Annotated in this window: 13 protein-coding genes and 1 riboswitch; of the genes, 10 read left to right on the forward strand and 3 right to left on the reverse strand. The window is 49.3% G+C overall.

Translation table 11 applies throughout. The annotated features are described in order from the left end of the window. Positions 1–33: 33 nt before the first annotated feature. Positions 34–627, reverse strand: a complete 594-nt coding sequence (locus tag BMX82_RS09565) for a DUF4840 domain-containing protein (RefSeq protein ID WP_255396587.1) — start codon at positions 625–627, stop codon at positions 34–36. A gap of 249 nt (positions 628–876) precedes the next feature. On the opposite strand from BMX82_RS09565, the gene BMX82_RS09570 reads away from it, so the two are divergent. The 10 genes from BMX82_RS09570 to cbiB all read left to right on the forward strand — a co-directional run bounded on the left by BMX82_RS09570 (position 877) and on the right by cbiB (position 14,236). Continuing rightward, positions 877–1,614, forward strand: coding sequence for a NigD1/NigD2 family lipoprotein (locus BMX82_RS09570; protein WP_091768605.1), 738 nt, complete (start codon positions 877–879; stop codon positions 1,612–1,614). A gap of 20 nt (positions 1,615–1,634) precedes the next feature. Beyond that, positions 1,635–2,207, forward strand: coding sequence for an RNA polymerase sigma factor (locus tag BMX82_RS09575; RefSeq protein ID WP_091768309.1), 573 nt, complete (start codon positions 1,635–1,637; stop codon positions 2,205–2,207). Then, positions 2,204–3,442, forward strand: a complete 1,239-nt coding sequence (locus BMX82_RS09580; protein WP_091768312.1) for a porin family protein — start codon at positions 2,204–2,206, stop codon at positions 3,440–3,442. The genes BMX82_RS09575 and BMX82_RS09580 overlap by 4 nt, the downstream gene beginning before the upstream one ends. A gap of 75 nt (positions 3,443–3,517) precedes the next feature. Beyond that, positions 3,518–4,762: a cobyrinate a,c-diamide synthase gene (locus BMX82_RS09585; protein WP_091768315.1), complete on the forward strand. Its 1,245-nt coding sequence runs from the start codon at positions 3,518–3,520 to the stop codon at positions 4,760–4,762. A 50-nt stretch (positions 4,763–4,812) separates the two neighbouring features. Further along, positions 4,813–5,000: riboswitch (cobalamin riboswitch) on the forward strand. Between the two features lie 34 nt (positions 5,001–5,034). Next, positions 5,035–7,176, forward strand: coding sequence for a TonB-dependent receptor plug domain-containing protein (locus BMX82_RS09590; protein WP_231622191.1), 2,142 nt, complete (start codon positions 5,035–5,037; stop codon positions 7,174–7,176). Beyond that, positions 7,163–8,323, forward strand: coding sequence for a sirohydrochlorin cobaltochelatase (locus BMX82_RS09595; RefSeq protein ID WP_177172071.1), 1,161 nt, complete (start codon positions 7,163–7,165; stop codon positions 8,321–8,323). Before BMX82_RS09590 ends, BMX82_RS09595 begins: the two co-directional genes overlap by 14 nt. Positions 8,324–8,351: 28 nt before the next feature. After that, positions 8,352–10,421, forward strand: coding sequence for a TonB-dependent receptor plug domain-containing protein (locus tag BMX82_RS09600; protein ID WP_091768321.1), 2,070 nt, complete (start codon positions 8,352–8,354; stop codon positions 10,419–10,421). A gap of 11 nt (positions 10,422–10,432) precedes the next feature. After that, entirely contained in the window at positions 10,433–11,833 is a 1,401-nt protein-coding gene (gene cobJ / locus BMX82_RS09605) for a precorrin-3B C(17)-methyltransferase (RefSeq protein WP_091768324.1), read from the forward strand. After that, positions 11,830–13,314, forward strand: a complete 1,485-nt coding sequence (locus BMX82_RS09610) for a cobyric acid synthase (protein WP_091768327.1) — start codon at positions 11,830–11,832, stop codon at positions 13,312–13,314. Before cobJ ends, BMX82_RS09610 begins: the two co-directional genes overlap by 4 nt. Then, positions 13,307–14,236 (forward strand): adenosylcobinamide-phosphate synthase CbiB, encoded by a 930-nt coding sequence (cbiB, locus tag BMX82_RS09615; protein WP_091768330.1) that lies wholly within the window; start codon positions 13,307–13,309, stop codon positions 14,234–14,236. Before BMX82_RS09610 ends, cbiB begins: the two co-directional genes overlap by 8 nt. Here the strand turns inward: cbiB and BMX82_RS09620 are convergent. Both BMX82_RS09620 and BMX82_RS09625 read right to left on the reverse strand, forming a co-directional pair. Next, positions 14,233–16,560, reverse strand: a complete 2,328-nt coding sequence (locus BMX82_RS09620; RefSeq protein WP_091768333.1) for a glycoside hydrolase family 31 protein — start codon at positions 16,558–16,560, stop codon at positions 14,233–14,235. The genes cbiB and BMX82_RS09620 overlap by 4 nt on opposite strands. Further along, on the reverse strand, positions 16,557–19,007 hold the full coding sequence (locus BMX82_RS09625; RefSeq protein ID WP_091768336.1) for a glycoside hydrolase family 2 TIM barrel-domain containing protein: 2,451 nt from the start codon (positions 19,005–19,007) through the stop codon (positions 16,557–16,559). Before BMX82_RS09625 ends, BMX82_RS09620 begins: the two co-directional genes overlap by 4 nt. Positions 19,008–19,098 lie beyond the last annotated feature (91 nt).

Genomic DNA, 19,098 nt, shown 5'->3' on the forward strand with positions numbered 1-19,098 from the left:
CCTTCGGATTTTGATATATCTTATTATATTGTGTTATTCTTTCTTTGTAGAAACGAAGACAAAGGGAACTCCCTCCTTGAGGTATGCCGTCTGGTTGCCATCGAGGAAGATGGCGCCTTCGATAATCTGCATGCTCATCACCTTCTTGGTGAGGTCGTAAGAACCGAATGAACTGTAGTTGTTGACAAAGAAGGCCACCTGAACCTTATGGTCCTTACCACCGTAGTTGAGGTTGTAGGCGGGCGTCTTGGGGTTGACGAGGAACTGAACAGGCGATGTCTTGACAAAGTCGATATAGCAGGTAATCGTCTGGTCTTCTGCAGTTTTCAAAGCTGCTTTCAGTGTGGTGTCGGTTACGTTCTCAGCCAGTAGCTTGGTGGGGAATTTCTCGATGGTCATGATGCTGTCGCTCACGATGCTCCACTTTACGTCTACGGTGTCAGTCACATCTTTCACGTTCTTGTCGTTCTTTGCAGCATAGATCAGGTGGCCAGTGTAGTTACCTTTGACAGCCATCAGGCACTGTGCCTTTTCTTCTTGAGTGAGGGCGTGAGAACTGTCATCGTCGGAACATGCTGTGAATGACAAGGTTGTCATACAACAGAGTGCAGCAAATGCTAATTTCATTGTTTTCATTTTTCTTTTGACTTTTTGTTTTGAATTATTTGTTTATGTTTGATGTACATCGCCCCTATAAATCAGGAATTGCAGAAAACTTGCACATCGAGAGGTTAATGATTGTTAAGCGGCGGAAGCATCCTTGAAGGCTCCACCTATTAAGATAGTTTAACGAAAGTTTTTCTATTTTCCGTGCAAGTTTTCCGACTTTTGCGATTTATAAGGGCAAGTTGAACAAATAAAAATGCAGAAATGAAGATGAAAAAGAAAAAACTACTCTTGGCCGTTCTGGGACTGGTGGTCTCATCGATGGCTTTTCAGGCTTGTTCCCTCGACGATGATAACGACTACGACATGGCATATCCCAGTGCGCTTGTAACAGTAAAGCCCAACGCCGACAACTCGCAGTTCTATATGCAGCTCGACGATAGCACTACGCTGATTCCGACAAATCTCAAGGCTTCACCATTCGGTAAGAAGGAAGTGAGGGCGCTGGTGAACTACTATCGCTCAAATGAAGACGCAGGTCACTATAGTCATGCGGTTTATGTGAATTGGATAGACTCGATACTGACCAAAACGCTGGCCCCTTGTTACGACGAGGAGGAAAACAAAGCTAAATATGGCGACGATGCCTTGGAGATTGTGGACGACTGGGTGACGGTGGCTGAGGATGGCTATCTGACGCTGCGATTCCGTACTCGATGGGGTGGTGGCTCGCATGTCATCAACCTTGTAAAGCGTGTGGATATAAACACTCCCAATTATTTTACGCTTTATCATAATGCAAAAGGCGATAAGGATGGGAGAATCGGTGACGCACTTGTTGCTTTTAGATTGCCTGAGGATATGGTTGCAAACAATCATGAGATAGAACTGACACTCGAGTGGAAGTCATATTCAGGCAAGAAGACTGCTAAGTTCAAAATGCGCCCCAGACAGCCTGCCACTATTGCAACAGAACGCTTTAATGCAGCGAATATATATATAGAATAGGAGAAGGAGGTAACGGATAAGTGCATTTTTTCATAGGCAATAAAGAGGAACGCTTAGCAAAGCGCCTTCAGGGTGGTGAAAAAGACGCCCTGAAGGACTTTTATTCGCTCTATGCTGAATATCTCACTGCTGTCTGTGCCCGTTATGTAACTGATGAGGAGGACCTGAAGGATGTGTTTCAGGATGCTCTCGTGCAGATACTATCCCATATCAGAGAATTCAACTATCGTGGGGCGGGATCGCTTCAAGCCTGGGTGTCGAGAATAGCGGTAAACCAATCGCTCAAATACCTGAGGGAACGCCATCAGAAGGAGTTGGCACGACTCTCGTGGGATGTGCCTGACGAGGAAGAAAACGACGACCCGCCCATCAGTGACATACCGCCAGAGGTGCTTCAGGAAATGATCAGGCAACTGCCTACGGGCTATAGAACGGTATTCAACCTCTATGTGTTTGAGAACAAAAGTCATCAGGAAATAGCTCAGATCTTAGGTATCAGCACCAACACCTCGTGTTCTCAGTTCAGCAGGGCCAAAAACCTGTTAGTAAAAAAGATTACAGCGTATAACAACTCAAAACAGCAACCGCGATGAAAGAACAAACAAAAAAGGAAATACAGCAGAAGTTGGCCGACTACAGACAGCCAGCTCCTGAGGTGTCGTGGGCTGAACTTGAGAAAGCCTTAGCGGCTAATAGGAAGGCAAAGGCTGTTGTAATGTGGCCCAAGCGACTAGCTGCGGCAGCAGTCGTATTGCTGATGGTGGGCTTTGGATGGCACTTGTTTAAGACGGAGTCCACCCGTGAATTGTCTCAGACGGCAAAGGTGGAAACGACGATACCTATGATACAGAAGTCTGTTCAAAATCCTACAGACCAACAGACGACAGATAAAACGGTGGTTGAAAAGCTTATAACCTCGGTAAAGACCAGAATGGCGGCAGTGGCTGTAGAGTCGCAAACGGATGGAAATATGCCTATAACGGCGCAAGAAACGTATGGGGAACCTGCTACGGTAGAAAAGCAGGAACCTGTTGCTGACGAGACTTCTGCTCATAATGGTGAGCCAACAAAGGTTGAGAAGCCCAAGTTGGAACCTCAGCGTAGTATCTTCTCGAAAGATTTTCACCAACCGAATCGTTCGTATGAACATCGCTTGACGGCTCAGGTGTATATGTCTAATTCGATGTCGGGTAGTATTAGTGCTAATGCCATAACTCCACAGATGCGGGCTGCAAATACATATGGTACTAATGAGAAAGAATTTGAAGAGGTCTATGGGGTGCTTCTGGAGCAACAAACGGCTATTGACGAGCATATAGACCACCATCAGCCTGTCAGGTTTGGCGTGTCTGTGCGCTATCAACTCAGCAATCGCTGGAGCGTAGAGAGCGGACTGATGTATAGTTATCTCTCGTCAGACATCACTCGCAAAACCAATGGTTATAGCTACGACATCAATCAAAAGCTCTCGTATGTGGGTGTGCCTGTGGGGGTGAACTATCAGCTGCTCAGTAGCAAGCGTCTGGGTGTTTATGCCTCTGCTGGTGGTATCGTCGAGAAGATGGTGAAGGGCAGTCAGACCTCGCAAACGGTGGTAAATGGCCAAAAGGAGCCAGAGCATACTGAGGATGTGAGCATCCGTCCTCTTCAGGTATCACTTACTTGTGGCGTAGGTGTGGAGTATAAGGCAGACCGCATATTGAGCATTTATGCTGAGCCGGGGCTTACCTATCATTTTGATAACCACAGCGTTGTGCCGACATTCTATCAAGACAAACCATTAGGGTTTAATCTGAATGTGGGATTAAGGTTTAATATTGGTAAATAACAAAAATGGGACTTAAAGTTTGTGAGTCCCATTTTTTATGCTTATTTTTGCATCAGAAATAAAAACTTAGAACCAATGAAACCTGGATTCATGATAGCGGCAACCAGTAGTGGCTCAGGTAAGACGACCTTTGCCAGAGGACTAATGACTTTGCTGACAAAAAAAGGCTACAAAGTGCAGCCCTTTAAGTGTGGTCCTGATTATATCGATACGAAATTCCATGACATGGCCTGCGGGCGTAAGAGTATCAATCTTGACACTTTCATGGCCTCGAAAGCCCACGTTAAGGCGCTTTATAACCATTACGGAGCCGATGCCGATATCAATGTCGTTGAGGGTATGATGGGACTCTTCGATGGCTATGATCGCGATCTAGGTTCGTCAGCAGAGATTGCGAGCGTGATAGGTCTGCCTGTTGTTCTGGTTGTCGACGCCAAGTCGGCAGCCTATTCTATAGCAGCCTTGCTATCTGGTTTTATGAATTTTAAGGAAGATGTCAATATTGCAGGCGTATTATTTAATAAGGTCGGCTCAGTGCGACACTATGAGATGCTGAAGCAGGTGTGTAGTGATTTAGGTACATATTGTTATGGTTATCTGCCCAATCAGTCGTCATTAGAACTGAACTCCAGATATTTGGGTCTCGACTTCTCTGAAAAAGCAGAAAGTGACACCTTGATACAATTATTAGAGGAACATGTGGATTGGAAGGCACTTTTAAAACTTGTGCCTGATTCATCTGGTGAGGATGAAACTATATATACGGATTTCTTAAAAAGAGGACGAGTTCTGATGGCTCAAAATAACGAATCATTTAGTTTCGTTTACCAAGAAAAACTTGACGGCTTTGAAAGCGTATCGACGTTTGATCCTGAAACGGAAGTGCCGCAATTAGAGAATATCGATTTGCTCTATCTGCCAGGAGGGTATCCAGAGAAACATGCTGAAGCGTTGTCACGTAATGAGGCTGCCCGTGAGGCCATCAAAGATTTTGCCGAGCATGGCGGTAAAATTGTTGCCGAGTGTGGTGGAATGATGTATTTGTGTGATAAAATATTAACAGACAGTGGCGACTATCCTATGTGTGGCGTGTTGCCATATGTGATTACATCTCGTCAGCAAGACCGCAAATTATCGCTTGGCTATCGTCAGTTTACCCTCGATGGCAAGATATATCATGGGCATGAGTTCCATTATAGCCAGTTCTTAGGCGAGATACCAAAGTCAGTGGTGCAGGTTTATAATGCAAAAGGTGAACCAGTGTCAACACCAGTGCTCAGAATCAAGAACGTGTTAGCAAGTTATACACATATTTATTAAAAAAATGAGACTCAAAGTTTGTGAGTCTCGTTTTTTTTCGTACCTTTGCCCCAAAAATGAGGCAATTTGGTGGCTGATGCCGCCTGATGTAAGGGAATCCGGTGAGAGTCCGGAACTGTACCTGCAGCTGTAATCTCCCTTTGAAAGATTTGTCTGTATAATGCCACTGAACTTAAGTTCGGGAAGGTAAGACAGATTGGGGAAAGTCAGAAGACCTGCCTGAAAATTTGATGATACGCACCTTTCAGGAGTTAGGGGTGTGGAAAGACAGAATGATGAGAATAATATTAGCTGTTAGCTTCTGGCTATTGGCCATTGGGGTGTATGCTCAGACAGACATCTGGCGCCAGGACAGCGTACAGGAAGTGGTGGTGACGGGTACTGGTACACAGCACCTGTTAAAAGACGCACCCGTACAAACAGAGGTGATCAGCCATCGTCAGCTTCAACAATATGCGGGTCGCTCAATAGAGGATATTCTTTCGGGCCTCACGGCCTCGTTTGATTTCAGCGAGAACGATATGGGGTCGCACTTACAGATGAACGGCTTGGGAAACTCATATGTACTGATTCTGATAGATGGTCATCGACTTTATGGTGATAATGGAGGCGAGAACGATCTTGCTCTCATTGATCCGCATAACATTGAGAAGATTGAGATTGTAAAAGGCGCATCGAGTGCGCTCTATGGTAGCGATGCCATCGCGGGTGTGATAAATATCATTACGCGTAAACATCGAGAGAAAGGATTGATGTTCGAGAATACCACAAGGGTAGGGAACTATGGCGATATTCGTCAGCACGATGGCTTTGCCTTGAATTTCGGGAAACTCTCGAGTTACACAAATTTCCAGCTTCAGCACTCCGACGGATGGCAGAATACCAGTGAGGAGGCTCCCTCACAGACTGAATACCATATCACCGACTCAAGAAACAAGACGGTGAACCGTCACACCAACTGGCAGATTGCAGAGAGACTGACTTATCAGTTGACACCTCAGATAGAACTCTATGCTGATGGAAGCATTTATTGGAAGCGAATCTATCGCCCCTGTGGTCATCATCCAGGGGTTGATGTGAAGACATGGGATTTGCAGTATAACAACGCATCGGCTTCGGTAGGAGGAAAATGGAAATTACACTCGATATTCAATCGCTCGCAAGCTGAGAATGCTACAGATTATATCACTCTTGATGTAGATTGGAAGAAGCATGCCTATCACTATGCCTATACCGACACCACGCTGACGGATGGTTACGTGAATGGCCGATTTACAAACTATTTCCCATATTTCCCTGGCGACAAAGAGTTGCAGAGTGATCAGCGACTGACAAATGTACAACTGAAAGGTGTTTTTGAGTTGCCTTATGAACAGCGTCTGAGTGCAGGATTAGAGTATCGTTATGACTGGTTGAAGGCCCCCATGCGAGTGGCTGGTGGTAAGGCTACGGATAATACACAAGCCGTCTACGTGCAGGATGAACTGGAGATTCTCAACCCGCTCTATATCACAGCTGGTTTACGACTCACGCGGAATGAAGGCTTTGGTACTCGTCTCACACCCAAAGTTTCCGCTATGCTGAAACTCGGCGACCTGCGCCTTCGTACTACATGGAGCCAGGGTTACAAGACGCCGACACCCAAAGAACTGCACTATCAGTATATCAAGAATATGAACGGTGTGTATCTCTATCTGGGTAATGAAGATTTGAAGGCACAGACGTCGAACTACTTCGGAGTGAGTGCTGAATATACTGTAGGATATCTGACACTGACCATTGCTCCCTATTATAACAAAGTGAACGATATGATTACGCTCGTCACTATTCCGACAAAAGAGGCTCCTGGTGAGTTGATTATGAAATACGACCCCATCCGTGTGCGTCAGTATCAGAATATGGAAGATGCTCAGACCTGTGGCGTTGATTTCACCATGCGTTATCAGGGACGTCATTTTACTGTTGGAGGTTCATATAGCTACCTTGATACCAAGGCCAATCAATATGACTCTGAAAATGATGTAATGAATAAAGTGACTATCGATGGAATGGCGCATCATAAAGCAAATGTCTATGCCACTTGGAATCACGACTTCTCGAAACGCTATCAGCTTGGTATCGGACTTTACGGACGTATGTCGAGCAAACGCTACTATCAGATAGACGGCAATGGCAAGGGTTATCAGTTGTGGCGTATTTCAACCAGTCATCAGATTGGTAAACACGTGCGCATAGAAGCTGGTATGGACAATATTCTTGACTATGTAGATCGTGTGCCCCACGGATTGCATCTGGGTACTACAACGTCAGGCAGAACGATGTATGCCTCGCTTACAGTCCGTTTCAATGAAGGCAAGAAACTTACAAACAAATATAATTCAAACTTTAATTCAAACAACAATGAACAAGATTAAGTTTTTGATGCTGGCCATGATGGCTTTCGTTGCCAGCGCAACGTTCACCGCTTGTAACGATGACGACGACAACAAGACGCAGTCGAATTACGAGAAGTATCAACAGGCTGTCAACGAGACCGTAAAGACTCAGAAAAGCAGTAACAAGGTGATTCTGCTAGTAGCCTTCGGTTCTACCTGGGAGCAGGCCTACGACACCTTCGACAAAGTTGTTGAAGATTACAAAGCAAACTTCTCAGGATGGGATGTATATCTCTCCTTCTCTTCAGCCATCTGTATCAACAACGCCCGTGCTGGTGAAAATGTTGATCCTAAGGATTATTACGATCCTGAGCACTGGCTCACCGCAATCGGTCTGGCAGGCTATCAGCAGGTTGTTGTTCAGTCGTTGCAGGTCATCCCAGGCGAGGAGTACCGTCGTGTTCGCGACTCTTACGTAAAGGACTTCATGAACAACCGCAATGGCGACTTCACGGATGAGTACATGAAGAGTCTTGATTTGAATGTGGTTGTTGGAACTCCGCTGATGGCCGAGGAGAGCGATGCTCAGATTTTGGCAACTACGCTGAACAATGAAGCCGATGTGAAGGCTGCTGTGGCTCAGGGCATCGTTGCTTTTATGGGTCATGGTAATCCTGAGGGTTACGACTACTATGGTGGTAACGTGCGCTACTTGCAGCTTGAGAATTATCTGCGTGCCATCAACACCAACTATTATGTGGGCACCGTTGATATGGAGGATACATACGTAGACAATGTGCTTGAGCACGTGGCTGGTGGTAAGTTCGATATCGCAGTTGGCGATGTAACCATTACGATGAACTATACTGCCAACGATGCCAAGAAGGCCCAGCTCTATCCGCTGATGTCAATTGCCGGTGACCACGCTCACAACGATATGGCTGATGATGAGGACGACGAGAGCTGGTATAGCATGTTTAATGCCGCTGGTATCGCTACCGAGGCTTACGAGACCAACTACACCGAGCCTTGTTGGAAGAAGTATAAGAGTGGTGAGGAGTATATCCCTGGATTGGCAGAGCGTAGCGCTGTTCGTAAATTGTGGATGAACCACACTCGCGAGGCTATTGCCAAGTTGGGTACGGAGGCTGCGCTGTCAACTCCGACAACGGCTCCAGAAGAATAATCAGACTCTCTTTTTCTGAATACACGTAATGAATAAGAAACTTTTATCTCTATTGGTGGCACTCCTTTCGGGGAGTGCCGCTTTTTCCCAAATCCACAAGATGGATCGTAAGGACTCCTCTGTGGTAGATCGTGCTTATAACCTGAACCCTGTAGTGGTGACAGGTTCTGGGCATCACCAGCGACTGAAGAGCACGGCCACGCCAGTTCATGTGCTATCGGCTCAAGAAATTAAAGAGCAAGGTATTAGCACCTTCGACGGGGCGTTGACGCGAATGATGCCTCAGGTGTCGATGGCACCCAGCAGTATGGGCTCGTTTCTGCGTCTCAACGGTCTGGGCAATAAGTATATTCTCATCCTTATCAACGGACAGAAACTGAACGGCGACATTTCGAACAATGTAGACCTGAACCGCATCAACATGGCGAGGGTGAAACGTATTGAGGTGCTTGATGGTGCGGCATCATCCCTTTATGGTAGCGATGCCATAGCTGGTGTCATCAACATCATCACCGATCAGCCTACACAAAACCTAATCTGCGTGACGAGTGACACAAGGATATCCGGACACGGACAAAAAACAGAGAACGTGACGCTTGATATCTATAAGAACGGCTTTGGCTCGTATACTTCTTTCGGGCATGATGAGGCCAACAGCTATCGCAACAATCCTTTGGAATATGTGAAAGGCTCTGACACAGAAACACAACAGTCGATAGCCCCCTTGTTTACAGGTTATCGTTCAAACACTTTCGGACAGAAATTTACCTATGCCCCCAATCAGCACCTGGCGCTGAATGCTGGGGCAGACTATTCATATAAGATGACAGACCGTCCTCAGTCGCGCAATGACATCACTGGCGGCACCGACTATGAGATGCGTTATAAGGGCTTGCGTTGGAACGTAGGAACTATTTATAAGTTTGATGCCAGAAACTCGTTGCAGGCCGATTTTACGGTCGACCGGTTCCGCTATGGCAAGGAGTACGATGTGGAGACGAATACCTATGCTGTTGGTGACTATGTGCAGTCGAAGAAACAGCGTATGATGGAAGGCAACATGAAAGCGATTCTCGGTCTTACGGAGCATTCGACAACCATCTTCGGAGCCGACTGGCGCAAGGAGTATCTTACAGCGACCTCTGGAAATGTAGACGAAAAAGTCTATTCGCTGGCGGCCTATGCCCAACATGAGACTGAACTTGCTCGTGATTTGATGCTGACTCTTGGCCTGCGCTATACTCATCACGAGACATTCAACAACCATCTTACGCCTAAGGCTACGCTGATGTATGCCCCTGGTAATTTCCGTTTCCGTGCCACCTATTCGGCAGGTTTCCGTGCACCAGGACTCGACGAGCTCTACTATCATTATTATTCTGTGAATCGTGGTAAACCTCAGATTAGTATTGGTAATTCCACTCTGAAGCCTGAGCATAGCAACTACTTCTCACTCAATGCCGAGTATCGTAACGAGGTGATAGCCGTGAGCCTGACGGGCTATCTGAACCGCATCAGTGACATGGTAGTGAAGCAGAACCTGAAGGTCGACGACCTGGTGATGTCGTTTTTGAGAATGGATTTCCCCGAGATGACTGATGCCGAGGCGCAGAAACTGGAGCAGTATGCCTGCTATCAGAATAGCGACAAGGGTGATGTGAAAGGCTTGCAGGTGAATGTGTCTGCCAATTTGTTCCGAGGTTTCAACCTCTCGGCTAACTATGTCTATACTTACGCCCGTACCAAAAGTGGCGACGATTGGAGTGTGTTGGAACGTAGCATCCGCAATGCTATCACCATTGCCGCGAACTATCATCGTTCATGGCGGAAATACGGATTGAACGTCAATCTGAACGGGCGCCTCCAGTCGAAAACCTATTATACCGGAACTTATGAGGATGCTCCGGGTTTTGGTATATGGAACTTGCAGACCACTCACTCTTTCGACGTGGCAAAGTGGATTTACTTAGAACCAGCCGTCGGCGTGGATAACATCTTTGATAAGGTAGACAACAGAATAGACTCTACAACGCGTAAATACGCACTTTACTCGCCAGGCCGTATGCTGGTAGTGGGACTAAAGGTAAGGTTTAAGTAACAAAAAAAACTATGGGTAAGATTATCGTTGCAGGTATTGGTCCTGGTAGTTCTCAAGACATCACTCCCGCCGTATTGAAAGCTGTGGGCGAGGCAGATGTCATCGTGGGCTATAAGTATTACTTCCAGTTTATCATGTCTTATGTGAAAGAAGGATGTGAGTGCATCGATACGGGTATGAAGAAAGAGCGCGAGCGTGCCTTACAGGCCTTTGAATTAGCCGAACAAGGGAAGACGGTTGTGGTCATATCCTCGGGTGATGCTGGTATCTATGGCATGACGCCGCTTATCTATGAGATGCGGAGGGAACGGGGCGTGGATATCGCTGTCGAATCGCTTCCTGGTATCTCTGCCTTCCAGAAAGCGGCCTCTTTGCTTGGCGCTCCCATAGGCCATGATATGTGTATCATCTCGCTCTCCGATTTGATGACGCCTTGGGAGGTGATAGAACGCCGCATCAAGGCTGCTGCAGCGGGCGATTTTGTGACGGCGGTCTATAATCCTAAGAGTCACGGCCGCTATTGGCAACTTTACCGGTTACAGGAGATTTTCCTTCAGATGCGTAGTGCAGATACGCCTGTGGGGTATGTGCGTCAGGCGGGCAGGCCTGAACAGGAGGTGAAAATGACCACCCTCGCATTCTTCAACCCTGAGGATGTGGATATGTTTACGGTGATTCTGATAGGAAATTCGCAGTCGTATGTGTTTGACGGCAAGATGGTTACGCCACGTGGCTACTATCGCGAAGAAACGACGGATGGTACAAAGGTGGGGCAGAATATCATGATAGAATCCTTCCGTACCATTTCGAAGGAGTTGCGTAGTCAGGATTATTCCCTCGGCCACAAGTGGGCTTTGCTGCATGCTATCCACACTACAGCCGACTTTGATATGGAAAACATTCTCTATACCGATGAAGGGGCTGTGGAAACGCTGTATAATATGATCTGCAAGGGCGAATTAAAGACCATTGTGAGCGATGTGACGATGGTGACCAGCGGCATTCGTAAGGGAGCTCTCCAGCGGCTTGGTGTCGAGGCAAAATGCTATCTGTCTGACCCTCGTGTGGCTGAGATGGCTGAATCAGAAGGCATCACGCGTACGCAGGCAGGTATCCGTCTGGCTGTCGAGGAGCATCCTAATGCGCTCTTTGCCTTTGGCAATGCACCTACGGCACTGATGGAACTCTGCGAGCTGATTCGTAAAGGCAAGGCCCATCCTGCTGGCATTATCGCGGCTCCCGTTGGATTTGTACATGTACGAGAATCGAAGCACATGGTGAAGCCCTTTAAGTCTATTCCGAAAATCATAGTCGAGGGGCGTAAGGGGGGCAGCAATCTTGCTGCTACGCTCTGCAATGCCGTTATGACCTTCGATGACGCAGAACAACTTAAACCAGGGAGAGATCTATGAATCAGGGAGACAGGACATTACATGCTTTGATGTTCGTTGGAACGGGTAGCGACGTGGGCAAAAGTGTGCTGGCTGCTGCTTTCTGCAGGATATTCCGCCAGGACGGTTATTATCCTGCACCGTTTAAGGCACAGAACATGGCACTTAACTCGTTTGCCACGCCCGACGGTTTGGAGATTGGTCGTGCTCAGGCGGTACAGGCCGAGGCTGCGGGTATCGCTCCAGAAACGGATATGAACCCCCTGCTTTTGAAACCCCAGGGCGACCATACCTCACAGGTCGTGCTTCATGGTAAGCCTCTTGGCAATAAGAGCGCCTATGATTATTGGCGTCGTGGTGGCGACGGTATCGACTTCCGTCGGGAGGTCTGTGAGGCTTTCGATAGATTAAATGCCCGCTTTAACCCTATCGTCATGGAGGGAGCGGGGAGCATTTCAGAGCTCAACCTGAAGGATGCCGATTTGGTAAACATGCCAATGGCCCGTCATGCCAACGCTGATGTGATTCTTGTGGGCGACATCGATAAGGGTGGCGTCTTTGCCTCCGTCTATGGAAGTATCGCCCTTCAGAGCGAAGAAGACCGCAAGCGAATAAAGGGTATTATCGTTAATAAGTTTCGCGGTGATATGAGGCTCTTCGATGAAGGAAAACGCATGTTGGAACAACTCTGTGGCATTCCCGTGTTAGGCATCATTCCATATTTCAAGGATATCCATATCGAGGAGGAAGACAGTGTGGCGCTGGCTCAGAAGTCATGGCAACTGGAACAGGGCAAGGTGAATGTGGCCGTTGTGATGCTGAAACACCTGTCGAACTATACCGATTTCGATGCGCTGGAGCGTGATTCAAGACTTCACCTCTTCTATACCAATAATACCGACGACATCAGCAAAGCCGATATTATTATCATCCCCGGATCTAAATCAACCCTTGACGACCTCTATGAACTGCGTCGTAACGGGTGTGCTCAGGCTATTGTAAAGGCTCGCCGCGATGGGGCAACGGTATTAGGCATCTGTGGGGGCTATCAGATGATGGGTGTAGAGGTGTGCGACCCCGACCATGTGGAGGGCGACATCGAGCGACTGCCGGGACTGGGTCTGCTCCCCGTCTCGACAACCATGAGCGGTGAGAAGCGCACCCGTCAGGTGAAGTGCGAATATGGTGTGGGCTACGAGATACACATGGGCGAAACCTGCCCCTTCGGTGATGCCAAACCAAGGCCGCTGACACATCTTGACGATGGTACGGCCGATGGTTATGTGGCCGACGACAAGTGTATGGGGACCTATCTGCATGGCATTCTCGATAACGCCCTGTTTGTCGATTATCTTCTGCGCCCTTATGGAGAGAAAATAGAACAGGGCGCCAGTCCTTCCGATTATGTGGTGTTTAAAGAACAGCAGTATAACAAACTCGCCGACCATGTGCGCTATCATGTGGATATGGAGCGTATTTACAGCATATTGAGAGATGAATAGCGTGATAGCATTGCTGGTTGGCTGGGTGCTCGACCTTATGGTAGGCGACCCCGCAAGGTTACCACACCCCATCGTATGGTTTGGGCGTCTCATCGCTTTCGGCGAGCGTCGGCTGAACCGTGGTTCCCGCCGCATGTTTAAAGGCGCCCTTATGGCCCTATTCCTGATTGCTGGAGTCTTTCTCCTTACATGGCTTCTCCGCCGACTTTTATCCTTCAGCCTTTTTACTTTCTTACCCTTTCACCTTTTCTTCGATACCGTTGTCATCTTCTATTGTCTGGCGGGCACAACGCTGATTCGCGAGGTGCGCGAGGTGTTCCGAGCCTTAGACCGCTCGTTAGAAGAGGGTAGGGCGCAGGTGGCCCGCATCGTAGGGCGCGACACGTCGCAGCTCACAGCTCAGGAGGTGCGTACCGCCGCCTTGGAGACATTGGCCGAGAACCTGAGCGACGGTGTGATAGCTCCTTTGTTCTGGTTGGCCCTGCTGGGCACACCTGGCATGCTGACTTATAAGATGGTGAACACGCTCGACTCGATGATTGGCTATCACACGGAGCGTTACAAGGACTTCGGCTGTTGGGCGGCTCATATCGACGATGTGGCCAACTATATCCCCGCCCGTCTCACGGCACTGCTGATGATTATTGGTTCATTACGGATTGCCAACTGGCGATTCGTAATGAAATACGGACGAAACCACGCCTCGCCCAATAGTGGTTATCCCGAAGCAGCCCTTGCTGGCATACTGAATTGTCGTTTCGGAGGTCCGCATTACTATTTTGGCGAAATGTTCGATAAGCCTTACATCGGTGATCATGACCGTACGCTCACTACTGCCGACGTGAAAACAGCCGTCCGGGTAAACCGAACGGCTGAGGTATTGATGGTGATTATCGTGGCCGTTTACAATACTCTCATTTAGAGAGTTACCTGCTTGGCTGTGCCGTCGTAGCTTACGGTGGCTTTTGTGCCGTCGGGGAGAACGATGGTGAACGTGCGCGACGTCAGCATGCCCGGATAGGAGCCTTGGCGGGCACCGATGGTAAGGGTGCGCTGACGGTTGTCCCAGTGGAGGGCGATGGTGGTGTATACACCTTTCTCATAGTTATAGCCGTCGCCTTCGTCTTCATAGAGCAGGAAGTCGCCGTCGGCACCGGGATAGATTCTGAGCTCTAGGTTGTCCCATGGCTTTTCGCCCACATACTGCATCTCTGGACCCAACGGCAGGATGCTGCCGGCACGCACGAACATGGGCACGCGGTTGAATGTGGTCTCGAGAGTGACGCTTTGTCCGCCCCGATAGCTCTGGCCCGTCCAGAAATCGTACCATGTGGCGCCTTTGGGCAGATATTTCGTAGCGGTCTTGGTGGCGGTGAAGTCTGCCTGAGTGGTCAACTCACCCGCAACCTCCTTGCGATCCCAGCCGGTCATGGCGTCCTCGCGGATAATCTTCTCGGCTGTGTACTGAGGGTCGAGGATGGGGGCAGCGAGAATGCTGCGACCGAACATGAACTCGTCGGTCATGTCCCATACTTTCTTGTCGGCTGCAAAGTCGCTGAACAGGGGGCGCAGATAGCTGCCGTTATTCGAAGTGACCTGCCAGGCGGTGCTATATAAATAAGGTAAGAGGCGATAGCGCAGGCGTATCATCTCTTCGATAGCGTCGTAGACGGGCGAGCCTTTCTCGCCAAACTGCCATATCTCACGGGGCGCATCGGCGCCGTGGCTGCGGAACACGGGACAGAACAGCCCGTACTGCATCCAGCGTACGTAGAGCTCCTGGAACTGGGGATTCATGGGAGCAGAACCGGCCCCCCTGGTGTTGTAGGAGCCGCAGAAGAAGCCACCGATATCGGTGTTGAAGTTAGGGTTGCCCGTGAGTGAGAAACTGAGGCCTGCGGGCACCTGCTTGCGAAGCATGTCCCACGAAGAGGCTACGTCGCCGCTCCACATGTTGGAGCCGTAATGTTGCTGACCGGCAAACGACGAGCGCGTCATGATGAACACACGCTTGCCCCGGTCGTCCTTGCGCTGAGCCTGATAGATGCCGCGTACGGTCTCCAATGGGAAGGCGTTGCGCTGAGAGCGCCATGTGCCGCCATACACCTTGTGTTGGTAGTCGCTCTCACGCGGGTTGAAGAAATCTGGGTCGGTAGAGTCCATCCACCAGGCATCGGTGCCGTAGTCGTAGAGGCGTTTCAGATGTTTCCAGTAGATGGCGCGGGCTTCGGGGCTGAAAGCGTCGTAGACCTTGACGCCCGAGGGATACTCCATCACTGGGGGCCAGATGTGGGAGATGCCGCTTTGAGGCCACGTCTCGATGGGCAGCAGCAGGCCCTTCTCGTTGAGCTCACGGAACTGCTGTGTCTGAGGACCGAAACTGGCCCAGATGGATATCATGAAGTGGGCGTGCTTCTGGTGTACGTTTTGAATCAGCTGTCTGCCGTTCTGGAAGTCCTCGGAAAGAAAGTCCATGGCGTTCCACAGATAGTTTGAACCCCAATACTGCCAGTCCTGAATGATGCCGTCGAGAGGCACTTGGAGCTCACGGTACTTATCCACGATGCCCTCAGTCTCAGCAGCTGTCTTATAGCGCTCCTTGGACTGCCAGAAACCGTAGGTCCACAACGGGAACATGGGAACGTCGCCCGAGAGGTGGCGCATCTGTGCAATTACGCCATCGGCCGAACCGCCATACATGAAATAGTAGTCGATGCCCTCGCCGGCCTCGGAGGTGAAGGTCATGCCGCTGGCGTTATCCTCGAACAGGGTAGGCGAGTAGTTCTCCCAATAAAGTCCCCAGCCCTTGATGCTCTGAAGTACGCTCTGAAAGTCTTCAAGGTTCGACTGCTCCATGCGTTTCGTCTCGCCACGGCGGTTCATCTTGCCGTTCTGGATGGTGCCGAGACCGTAGATGGCTTCATCTTTTTCGAGCGTAAAGGTCTGGCTCACCTTTGAGACGTCGCAACGTTTCTCGCGTAACAGCACCTTGCCTTTGGCGGTTGAGAATGTAATACATTTTGTGGTAGGGTCGAGTCTTACACTGAGCTCGCTACTTGATATGGTGTTGTCCTTACGTGTCACAGCCACCTCCTGTGGCTTGGCGGTGATGACCAGCGTTTTCGTTGGCTGGCCTTTAACGATGTGGACGATACTCGGCGTGAAGAATTCTATCTTGACGTCGTCTTGTGCAAATCCGACCAGCGCAGTCAGACATGCGGCTATAGCTAAGAAGCTTCTTTTCATAGAACGTTGATGTTGATAGTTTTATTAAGTTTTGATTTTTTGTCTGATACTTTCAGGGTGAGCACGCCCGCTTCCCTGGCACTGCGCACAATGATCACCAACTGGCCGTTGAAGAGTTTCATGGTGGGCTGTTTGAAAGATTCGAGGCTTGTGGCGTCACCATTGCAGACGGCTTCGAAAGTGCCTGCACCCGTTACTTCGAACATGAGCTGATTGGAAGCATCGGGGATGAGTGTACCTTTTGCATCGGTCAGCGACACGGTGATGAAAGCGAGGTCGTCGCCATCGGCATTCAGCGTTTGCCCGTTCTGCGTCCAGGTGTCAAGCCGTAAATCAGCAGGCTTACCAGCGGTCTTCATACTCTTCTCGCCAGCCGCTCTTCCTTCTGCATCATAGACCACGACCTTTACTTCGCCAGGCTCGTATTTTACGTCGTTCCAGCGCAGGCGATATCGGTCAAGACGCTCTTTAGGGTTCTTAGATATCTTGCCCTGACTTTTGCCGTTAATGAAGAGTTCTGCCGTGGGATAGTCGGTGTAGCAATACACAGGTGTCACCTTACCTCGGCGCTCCTTGCCCCATGTCCAGTGAGGCAGCAGATGGATTGTGTGCTTGTTGTTATTCCAATGCGAACGGTAGAGCCAGTAACGGTCTTTAGGTAGTCCTGCGAGGTCGCAGATGCCGAAATAACTGGAGCGCGCCGGCCAATACTCATCGTAGGGCGATGGTTCGCCAAGATAGTCGTAGCCTGTCCATACGAACTCACCGATCACCCATGGTTTCTCGTCCTGCCACACCCAGTCGTCGTCGGGCAGATTGCTCCATGAGCAGTACTCCACATCGTAGCTTGAACACTGGCCGTCGGCATTCTCAATGGCCTTGGGATCGTATCCTGGCGCCCAAGAGGCATAGCGCGAATTGTCGTCGGGCACCACGGGGAACTTATATACGCCGCGCGATGACACCGTTGAGGCTGTCTCAGAACCAAGCAGGAATCCCTGAGGCAGCTGTCCGATGCTTTTCTGATATTTGTGCACGCGATAGTTGAATCCCGGCACATCCATCACCTTGGCAACACCACTTTCAATAGATGCTTCGGCGTGGTCAAGACCTTGCGTCACAGGTCGGGTGGGGTCGAGTTCATGACAGAGTTTCTGCAGGCTTTCTGCAATCTCCTTACCCGCTTTGCTGCCCTGTTCAGGAATCTCGTTGCCTATCGACCACATTACGATGCTGGGGTGGTTGCGGTTGGCAAGAATCAGGTTCTCGATGTCCTTGTTGCTCCACTCCTTGAAGAAACGGGCATAGCCGTTCTTGCACTTAGGATAGACCCACATGTCGAAACTCTCGGCCATTACCATCATGCCTAGCGAGTCGCAGACGTCCATCTGCATCTGTGAGGGCATGTTGTGCGATGTGCGGATGGCGTCGCATCCCATCGCCTTCATCGTCTTGATCTGGCGAATGAGGGCTGCTTTATTAACCGCAGCGCCTAAAGGACCGAGGTCGTGATGCAGACAAACACCCTTGATTTTTCTGGTCACGCCGTTCAGCTGGAAACCGCCTTCCTTCGATACCTGAATGGTGCGGATGCCGAACTTCTGTGTGGTGGTGTCCAGTAGCTGTCCGCACTGCATGTAGTTGATGCGGGCGGTATATAGGTAAGGTGTCTCTGGCGTCCATAATTGAGGGCTCTTAATGCTGAAGGTCATATCTGCCGTACCCTCGCAGTTCACGTTGTCGTTACTCTCAAGTGCTACTAGCTGTCCCTCAGCATCCAATATCTCTACTACAAAACTCAGTCCGCCGTCTAGCGCATTGCCTGTGCCTACGGTTACTGCCAGCTCTGCCTCATTTGCTGCCAACTTTGTGGTGCGGATAAAGGTTTTCCAGGGGTCAATCCAACTGCTCCCTGTCAGTATCAGTTTTACAGGACGGTAGATGCCTGCGCCGGGATACCAGCGACTGCTTTCTTCGACGTTCTGTAAATCTACCTCAAGTTGGTTGTCGCCTGCTTGCATAAATGGTGTTATATCAACGCGGAAAGTATTATAGCCGTATGCCCAATGGCCAGCCAGAATGCCGTTAAACCATACTGTTGGCTCAGACATTGCACCGTCGAACACCAGTTCTGCATGCTTGCAGTTCTCTGGAATAGTGATGGTGCGCTGATAGTAGCCTTTCCCAATCCAAGGCAGGGCACCCGATCTGCCACTTTTTTCAGTAGCTTCAGTTTCGCCATTCTGCTCGATAGCAACTACTTGCAGGTCCCACTTCTTGTCGAAAGGTCCTGCAATGGCCCAATCGTGCGGTATGCTAATGGTTTGCCATGTCTGTTTATCGTGTGAAAAACGCCATCCGTTGCTTAATGTCGTCTCATATCGCTGCTGGGCGGAAGCTGTAGTTGCAGCAGTCGTCATAAGCAACGCCAGTAGTAATTCTTTCATAACAAATTGTAATTAGTTTTTAATATTTTGCTGCAAATTTACGAAAAAATAGTGAAATAGTTGGCTGTTTGACATATTTAATGTATTTTTG

The sequence above is a fragment of the Prevotella sp. khp7 genome (assembly GCF_900109055.1).
Classification (GTDB): Bacteria; Bacteroidota; Bacteroidia; order Bacteroidales; family Bacteroidaceae; genus Prevotella.

Excerpts from the sequence above, each read along its gene's own strand:
- BMX82_RS09620 (WP_091768333.1), bottom strand. The coding sequence starts at position 16,560 with ATGAAAAGAAGCTTCTTAGCTATAGCCGCATGTCTGACTGCGCTGGTC.
- BMX82_RS09570 (WP_091768605.1), top strand. The coding sequence starts at position 877 with ATGAAAAAGAAAAAACTACTCTTGGCCGTTCTGGGACTGGTGGTCTCA.
- BMX82_RS09585 (WP_091768315.1), top strand. The coding sequence starts at position 3,518 with ATGAAACCTGGATTCATGATAGCGGCAACCAGTAGTGGCTCAGGTAAG.
- BMX82_RS09580 (WP_091768312.1), top strand. The coding sequence starts at position 2,204 with ATGAAAGAACAAACAAAAAAGGAAATACAGCAGAAGTTGGCCGACTAC.
- BMX82_RS09625 (WP_091768336.1), bottom strand. The coding sequence starts at position 19,007 with ATGAAAGAATTACTACTGGCGTTGCTTATGACGACTGCTGCAACTACA.
- BMX82_RS09595 (WP_177172071.1), top strand. The coding sequence starts at position 7,163 with ATGAACAAGATTAAGTTTTTGATGCTGGCCATGATGGCTTTCGTTGCC.
- cobJ (WP_091768324.1), top strand. The coding sequence starts at position 10,433 with ATGGGTAAGATTATCGTTGCAGGTATTGGTCCTGGTAGTTCTCAAGAC.
- cbiB (WP_091768330.1), top strand. The coding sequence starts at position 13,307 with ATGAATAGCGTGATAGCATTGCTGGTTGGCTGGGTGCTCGACCTTATG.
- BMX82_RS09600 (WP_091768321.1), top strand. The coding sequence starts at position 8,352 with ATGAATAAGAAACTTTTATCTCTATTGGTGGCACTCCTTTCGGGGAGT.
- BMX82_RS09565 (WP_255396587.1), bottom strand. The coding sequence starts at position 627 with ATGAAATTAGCATTTGCTGCACTCTGTTGTATGACAACCTTGTCATTC.
- BMX82_RS09590 (WP_231622191.1), top strand. The coding sequence starts at position 5,035 with ATGATGAGAATAATATTAGCTGTTAGCTTCTGGCTATTGGCCATTGGG.
- BMX82_RS09610 (WP_091768327.1), top strand. The coding sequence starts at position 11,830 with ATGAATCAGGGAGACAGGACATTACATGCTTTGATGTTCGTTGGAACG.